Raw genomic sequence first — 6,519 nt, 5'->3', positions numbered from 1 at the left:
AGCCGCGCCTGCTCCGAAGCCGGCGGCCGACCGATCATCACCATCTCAAACACCCCTCATCATCAGGGATGTTGCAACGACCGGTTGAACCCGCCCAACCACAAAGGCGCACGGGCGGCGGAGCCGCCTACAGCCCGGGACGCTTGCCGATGGTGAGGGTGGGCGTGGAGACGCCGGCGAAGAAGTCCTCACCCTTGTCGTCGACGACGATGAATGCGGGGAAGTCCTCGACCTCGATCTTCCAGACCGCTTCCATGCCGAGCTCTTCGTACTCGACGATCTCGACCTTCTTGATGCAGTCGAGGGCGAGACGCGCCGCGGGACCGCCGATGGACCCGAGGTAGAAGCCGCCGTAGGACTTGCAGGCGTCGGTGACCTGCTTGGAGCGGTTGCCCTTCGCGAGCATCACCATGGAGCCGCCAGCGGCCTGGAACTGCTCGACGTAGGAGTCCATGCGACCGGCGGTGGTGGGACCGAAGGAACCGGACGCCATGCCGTCGGGGGTCTTGGCCGGCCCGGCGTAGTAAACCGGGTGGTCCTTGAGGTATTGCGGCATCTCCTCGCCGGCGTCGAGCCGTTCCTTGATCTTGGCGTGGGCGATGTCGCGGGCGACGACGAGCGGGCCGGTGAGCGACAGCCGCGTCTTCACCGGGTGCTTCGACAGCTCGGCGAGGATCTCGGGCATCGGCTTGGTGAGGTCGATCTTCACGGCCGCACCCTTGCCGGTGCCGGAGACGCCGTCGGTCTCGGCGTCGAGCTGGGCGTCGGTGACCTCGGGGAGGAATCGGCCCGGGTTGAATTCGAGCTGCTCGAGGAAGACGCCCTCGGGGGTGATCTTCGCCTTGGCCTGGCGGTCGGCCGAGCAGGACACGGCGAGCGCGACGGGCAGCGACGCGCCGTGGCGGGGGAGGCGGATGACGCGGACGTCGTGGCAGAAGTACTTGCCGCCGAACTGGGCGCCGATGCCGATCTGACGGGTCAGCTCGAGCACCTTCTCCTCGAGGTCGAGGTCGCGGAACCCGCGGCCGGTGACGGCACCCTCGTTGGGAAGTTCGTCGAGGTAGTGCGCCGACGCGTACTTCGCCGTCTTGAGGGCGAACTCCGCGGACGTGCCGCCGACGACGATCGCGAGGTGGTACGGCGGGCAGGCTGCGGTGCCGAGGGCGCGGATCTTCTCTTCGAGGAACCGCATCATGCCGTCGGGGTTCAGGATCGCCTTGGTCTCCTGGAACAGGTACGACTTGTTGGCGCTGCCGCCGCCCTTGGCCATGTACAGGAACTTGTAGGCGTTCTCGTGGCCGGCCGCCGTGTCGGCGTACAGCTCGATCTGGGCGGGGAGGTTGCTGCCGGTGTTCTTCTCGTCCCACATCGTGATCGGCGCGTTCTGCGAGTACCGCAGGTTGAGCCGCGTGTAGGCGTCGTAGACGCCCCGCGCGATGGCCTTCTCGTCGTCGCCGGGGGTGAGGACGTGCTGGCCGCGCTTGCCCATCACGATCGCGGTGCCGGTGTCCTGGCACATCGGCAGTACACCTGCCGCGGAGATGTTGGCGTTCTTGAGGAGATCCAGCGCCACGAACTTGTCGTTGTTCGAGGCTTCCGGATCGTCGAGGATGCTCGCGAGCTGCGTCAGATGATCGCTGCGCAGGTAGTGCGAGATGTCGTGCAGCGCGGTCTCGGTGAGCAGGCGCAGCGCCTCGGGCTCGACGGACAGGAAGGTGCGGCCGCCGGGTCCTTCGACAGTCGACACCCCCTCGGTGGTCAGCAGCCGATATTCGGTGGGGTCCGCACCGATCGGCAGCAAGTCCTCGTAGAGGAAGTCGGCCATTCTATCTCCTGGACAGCGGGTTGTGTGAAGTTCGTATTCAGGCTAGACGCGGCTGCGTGAGGCGGCAGAGGCCGGGGGCCGTGTTGTGGCGGCAGTCACAGGGTTTTCACAAACAAATCCGTACACTTGACTGGATGCGCGAACACGAACGAGATCGGCCGGCCGAATGACCCTCGAAGTCCAGTACGCCGGAACCGTCGACGACGAGAAGCCCGGTGCACGCGCCCAGCGGCCCGTGCTGCACGCCTACCTCGACGTCGCAATCGTGGTGGTGGTCCTCGCGGCCACGAATCTTATTGCGCACTTCACCACGGCGTGGGCCAGCATCGCGACCGTTCCCATTGCGGCCGTCGTGCTGCTCGTGCTCACGCGTCGCCGCGGTCTCGGGTGGACCGAGCTGGGCCTCTCGCCCCGGCACTGGCGACGGGGTTCGCTGTACGCCCTCGCGGCGATGGGTCTCGTCATCGGCGTCGTGGCTATCGGCGCAGCCCTGCCGATCACCCGTCCCTTCTTCATGGCCGATCGCTACGCGACCCTGTCCGGCGCGCTCATCGCGTCGATGATCGTCATCCCGTTGCAGACCGTCATCCCCGAGGAACTCGCGTTCCGCGGCGTGCTGCACGGCACCCTGGACCGCGTGTACGGCGCACGCGGCGTCTTCGCAGCCGGATCGCTGATGTTCGGTCTGTGGCACATCGCGTCCTCGCTGGGACTGACCTCGGGCAACAAGGGGTTGTCCAGCTTCCTGGGTGGCGGCGTGCTCGGGCAGGTTCTCGGCATCGTGGCGGCCGTGATCGCCACTGCGGCCGCGGGCGTCGTGTTCACGTGGCTGCGCCGGCGCAGCGGGAGCCTGATCGCCCCCATCGCGCTGCACTGGTCGCTGAACGGCGCGGGTGCACTCGCCGCAGCCCTCGTCTGGCACGCGACCATGGCCTGAGTGTCGCCCGCGACCGTGGCCTGAGTGTCGCCCGCGACCGTGGCCTGAATGCGGATCAGCCGACCTCCGGCGCACCGAACCATTCGAGCAGCTTCTCGTACACCGACTCGTGGTTGAGCATCGTGAAATGGTTCGCGGGCGCGAGGTGCATGCCGTCCTCGTCGCGGAAGCCGATCATCCGCGTCTTGTTGCGCCCCGAGGCGCTCGGGACGAGCACCATGCCGTCGCCGAACATACGACCCAGTGGGTGCTTCGGGCTTCGCGTGATGGTCGCGGAGACGAAGCAGTAGGTCACCCCGTCGAGTAGTGGGACCTCGCTGCACGCTGTGGCGCGCAGGGCATCCGGATCGCGGCCGCGCCAGTCCTCGTCGACCAGCGACCCCTGATTCAGATCCCGGATGCCCGCGCTTCTCCGGCGGAGCAGCGCGGAGATCGCCCGCGTCTCCGGCAACGCCGCCAGGCCTGCGCTCGCGTAGTGCACGGCCTGTTCGAGTGGGGCTCCGAGGTGCGGGGAGCCGAGGCTCACCACCTGCCGCACGCGTCCGACCCACGGGCGATCGTCGAGAAATGCCACCCGGCATCCGCTGCGGGCGACGAGGCCACCCATGGAATGCCCGACGAGTGCGATCGACTCCACCTCGACCGGCCAGTGCTCGGTGACCGTGTCCAGAAGGTCGGACAGGCTTTTGCCGTTGTCCGAGATGTGACGGCCGGAGTTGTAGCGGATCTGCAGCGCCGTGTATCCGAGGTCCGTTCCGAGCCGTTCACCGTAGGTGGCTCGGCCACCCAGTGCCCAGGCGCTCTCGGTCTCGACGAGTCCGTGCAGGAAGACGACGATGCGGCCGCCGGCATGCGGGAACGCCTCTGCGAGCGTTGCCGCATCCGGCGTGAGCGCGACCCCGTTCACCCGGATCGCCATGGGCTCGGCGAGCGGTGACCCCTGGGATTCCAGAACGTCGCCGATCAGCCCCTGAATCGCGGCGATGGCCTGAGCGCCGCGCCGCGTCTGCGAGGGTACGACGTTCTCGGACGACGGAAGGTCGAGAAACCGTCCCGCGAGGGAACCGCCGAGGCGCGCGGTGTCGGAGACCAGCGCGTACACGGCCCCCGAGATGCCGTCGTGGAGGGCCTTGACAGGGAGCGTGCGGGTGCCGAGTCCGAGTCGTGCGCCGGCGAAGACGCGGTCGGAGATCGCGCGGTGGATGCTGCCGATTCCGCCTGCCGCGCCCCCGATTTCCTCGAGCGCGAGTTGCGCGAGTGCCCGCACTTCCGAGCGGCGTCTGATCTGCGGGTCCGTCACGGGATTTGAGTGTACGCATGTGCACTGAGATGCGCGCGCGATACGAAAAGTAGAGGGGCGCGGGCTGTTTCCGATTATTTCGGCAATTAATTACCGATGAACGGAGGGGGTGGTCCTCCGCAAATTAGTGGAATTGGTCGATCGACCAGTCCGGAGAAAGTGCTGGTGGGGAGATAATGAACATGTTCATTTAATTAGTTATCACATTGTGATAGTCGCAGCATTGGTGCTCGCGATGGTGCAGACAAGGCCGCGACGGGGCTCGCGCGCCTGAGCGCGCGAACCCCGTCGCGGGTGTTCAAGTCTTGTACCAGCGGAAATGCTAGCCAAGCGTGGCTGCGGCCGCGGTTGCGGCGTCTGCGCCACCGCCCACTGCGTCGGCGGAACCCGAGAAGAAGTCCAGGGCGCCGGCGAGGTCAGCGAAGGCGGAGAAGAAATCGGACAGGAAGGCGAGATCCATGCTTTTAACTCCTTGCTCGGTTGTGGGCATTTGCGTTTGGCGCTGAGCGGGCGCCGGATTCATTCCTACCGTTATTGAAATGAGATCGCAATCCGAGGGATTAACTGAAATGAAACGCGGCGCGAATTGCCGGGTTCATGCCAGGTGAGAAGCCTGTGTCCGGCTTCACATCCGTCCCGCCGGATCTCACGATGTGGGAGTGCGGCAGTGCTCGAATACCGCCGTCGAGGGGTGCCGACGGGGCTATCCTCGTCCCACGACGTGTAGCGCCTTCCGGACATCCGACGTTTAGGGGAATCCATGATTCGCAAGACGATCGTCAGCAGCCTCGCGGTCGCGGCCATCGCGGTGCTCGGCGTGGCCGGCTGCTCCGACGACAGCTCGAACGAGGCTCCGATCGCGACCACGACCACCTCCTCCGCATCGGAGCGGGTGGAAGGCGCGATCAGCAGTGTTCAGGCCACGGCGTCGTCGGCCGTGAACACCGCGCGCGAGGCCACACAGAATGCGATCAACTCGGCCATCGCGGCGGTCCCGATCGGATTCGAGTCGGGCACCGCCGAGCTCAACGCCGTCTCGGACGTGACCGTCAAGGCGGTCGCCGCCGCGATGAAGGCAGGCGACAGCAAGATCAACATCGAGGCGTACGCCACCAACACGGACGAGGCGGCCGCCGAACTGCTGGCCGACCAGCGCGCCCAGGCCGTCGCGAACGCACTCGAGGCGCAGGGCGTCGACAAGAGTCGCATCTCCGTCGAAGGAACCGCGAACCCGCCCGAAGGCGTGAACGCGGATCAGGTGGAGATCACCGTCGAAGACAGCTGACCGGCACGGTCAGTGCAGGACCGACCGGTGCTCGTTGCTGTAGGGGACGTGCTCGGCGGTTCTGCCGTCGCGGAGCTTGTTCACCCACTCGGGATCGGACAGCAGCGCACGCCCGACCGCGACGAGGTCGAACTCGCCGTTCTCGTACTGCTGGAGCAGGCGGTCGATACCGGCGGTGTTCGACGCGCCGTCGGACGTGAAGGCCGTCGTGAACACCTCGTCGAGACCCACCGAGCCGACGGTGATGGTCGGAAGTCCGGTGAGCTTCTTCGTCCACCCGGCCAGACCCAGATCTCCGTCGTCGCTGGCGAGTTCGGGGAACGCCGGTTCCCAGTGCCTGCGGGTGGACGGGTGCAGGACGTCGACACCGGCGGCGAGCAACGGTGAGAGCACCGCCGCCAGGTCGTCGGGCGTCTGCGCGATACGTGAGTCGTAATGGTTCGACTTCCACTGGGAGAACCGGAACACGATGGCGAAGTCCTCGCCCACGGCCTCGCGGATCGCGGTGACCACCTCGGCGGGGAACCGGGTGCGGGCCTGCGCCGATCCGCCGTAACCGTCGGTGCGGACGTTGGTGCGGTCCCACAGGAACTGGTCGAGCAGGTAGCCGTGCGCGCCGTGCAGTTCGATGCCGTCGAAGCCCACGTCGCGTGCGTTCACGGCGGCCGCGACCCAGGCCTCGCGGAGTGCGTCGAGATCGGATTCGGTGAAAGCGCGTCCCAGTGGGGTGCCGTCGAGGGCGATTCCGGACGGGCTGGCGGTGGTCACTTCGGGATGGAGACGGGGTTGCGGGCCGCGTTCGACGCCGAGATGCCACAGCTGCGGGATGATCTGGCCACCCTCCTCGTGGACGGCGTCGACGACCGATTTCCAGCCCGCGAGACTGTCCTGTCCGTACAGGAGCGGCACCCGGGTGTGTGATCCGGCGGCCGGGTCGGGAATGTATGTGCCCTCGGTGATGACCAGACCGACCCCACCCGCCGCACGCCGGCGGTAGTACGCCGCCACATCGTCGCCGGGGACGCCGTCTGGGGAGAAAGCCCTGGTCATGGGGGCCATCGCGAAGCGATTCCGGAGCTCGAGTGATTTGACGGCAAACGGCTCGAAGAGGCCGTCGACGGGCAGCGGTGTTTCGGTCATGCCTGTCTGGAACTCGTCCGGCTTCCGCACTA

General features: G+C 66.9%; 6 protein-coding genes. 2 read left to right on the top strand and 4 right to left on the bottom strand.

Annotated elements, in window-relative coordinates; genetic code table 11:
- Positions 1-127 precede the first annotated feature (127 nt).
- Positions 128-1,825, bottom strand: coding sequence for a fumarate hydratase (locus tag ACFTWF_RS41335; RefSeq protein ID WP_378466864.1), 1,698 nt, complete (start codon positions 1,823-1,825; stop codon positions 128-130).
- Between the two features lie 166 nt (positions 1,826-1,991).
- Here ACFTWF_RS41335 and ACFTWF_RS41330 point away from each other — a divergent pair, with 166 nt between their 5' ends.
- Positions 1,992-2,762: a CPBP family intramembrane glutamic endopeptidase gene (locus ACFTWF_RS41330; RefSeq protein ID WP_378466863.1), complete on the top strand. Its 771-nt coding sequence runs from the start codon at positions 1,992-1,994 to the stop codon at positions 2,760-2,762.
- A 55-nt stretch (positions 2,763-2,817) separates the two neighbouring features.
- On the opposite strand, the gene ACFTWF_RS41325 is transcribed toward ACFTWF_RS41330, so the two are convergent.
- Positions 2,818-4,062: an esterase/lipase family protein gene (locus tag ACFTWF_RS41325; protein ID WP_378466862.1), complete on the bottom strand. Its 1,245-nt coding sequence runs from the start codon at positions 4,060-4,062 to the stop codon at positions 2,818-2,820.
- A 322-nt stretch (positions 4,063-4,384) separates the two neighbouring features.
- Complete coding sequence (locus ACFTWF_RS41320; protein ID WP_378466861.1) at positions 4,385-4,522, bottom strand: hypothetical protein; 138 nt, start codon at positions 4,520-4,522, stop codon at positions 4,385-4,387.
- A 300-nt stretch (positions 4,523-4,822) separates the two neighbouring features.
- Here ACFTWF_RS41320 and ACFTWF_RS41315 point away from each other — a divergent pair, with 300 nt between their 5' ends.
- Positions 4,823-5,347 carry an OmpA family protein gene (locus tag ACFTWF_RS41315; protein ID WP_378466860.1) on the top strand — a complete coding sequence of 175 codons (525 nt, stop codon included), beginning with the start codon at positions 4,823-4,825 and terminating at the stop codon, positions 5,345-5,347.
- A 9-nt stretch (positions 5,348-5,356) separates the two neighbouring features.
- On the opposite strand, the gene ACFTWF_RS41310 is transcribed toward ACFTWF_RS41315, so the two are convergent.
- Entirely contained in the window at positions 5,357-6,487 is a 1,131-nt protein-coding gene (locus tag ACFTWF_RS41310) for an NADH:flavin oxidoreductase (RefSeq protein WP_378466859.1), read from the bottom strand.
- Positions 6,488-6,519 lie beyond the last annotated feature (32 nt).

This window comes from Rhodococcus sp. NPDC056960, assembly GCF_042674125.1.
In the GTDB taxonomy this organism is placed as follows: Bacteria; Actinomycetota; Actinomycetes; order Mycobacteriales; family Mycobacteriaceae; genus Rhodococcus_F.
This window is presented reverse-complemented; position numbering and strand designations above follow the sequence as displayed.

What these genes read in the sequence shown, in the direction of transcription:
- ACFTWF_RS41335 (WP_378466864.1), bottom strand. Translation starts at nt 1,825, where the DNA reads ATGGCCGACTTCCTCTACGAGGACTTGCTGCCGATCGGTGCGGACCCC.
- ACFTWF_RS41330 (WP_378466863.1), top strand. Translation starts at nt 1,992, where the DNA reads ATGACCCTCGAAGTCCAGTACGCCGGAACCGTCGACGACGAGAAGCCC.
- ACFTWF_RS41320 (WP_378466861.1), bottom strand. Translation starts at nt 4,522, where the DNA reads ATGGATCTCGCCTTCCTGTCCGATTTCTTCTCCGCCTTCGCTGACCTC.
- ACFTWF_RS41315 (WP_378466860.1), top strand. Translation starts at nt 4,823, where the DNA reads ATGATTCGCAAGACGATCGTCAGCAGCCTCGCGGTCGCGGCCATCGCG.
- ACFTWF_RS41310 (WP_378466859.1), bottom strand. Translation starts at nt 6,487, where the DNA reads ATGACCGAAACACCGCTGCCCGTCGACGGCCTCTTCGAGCCGTTTGCC.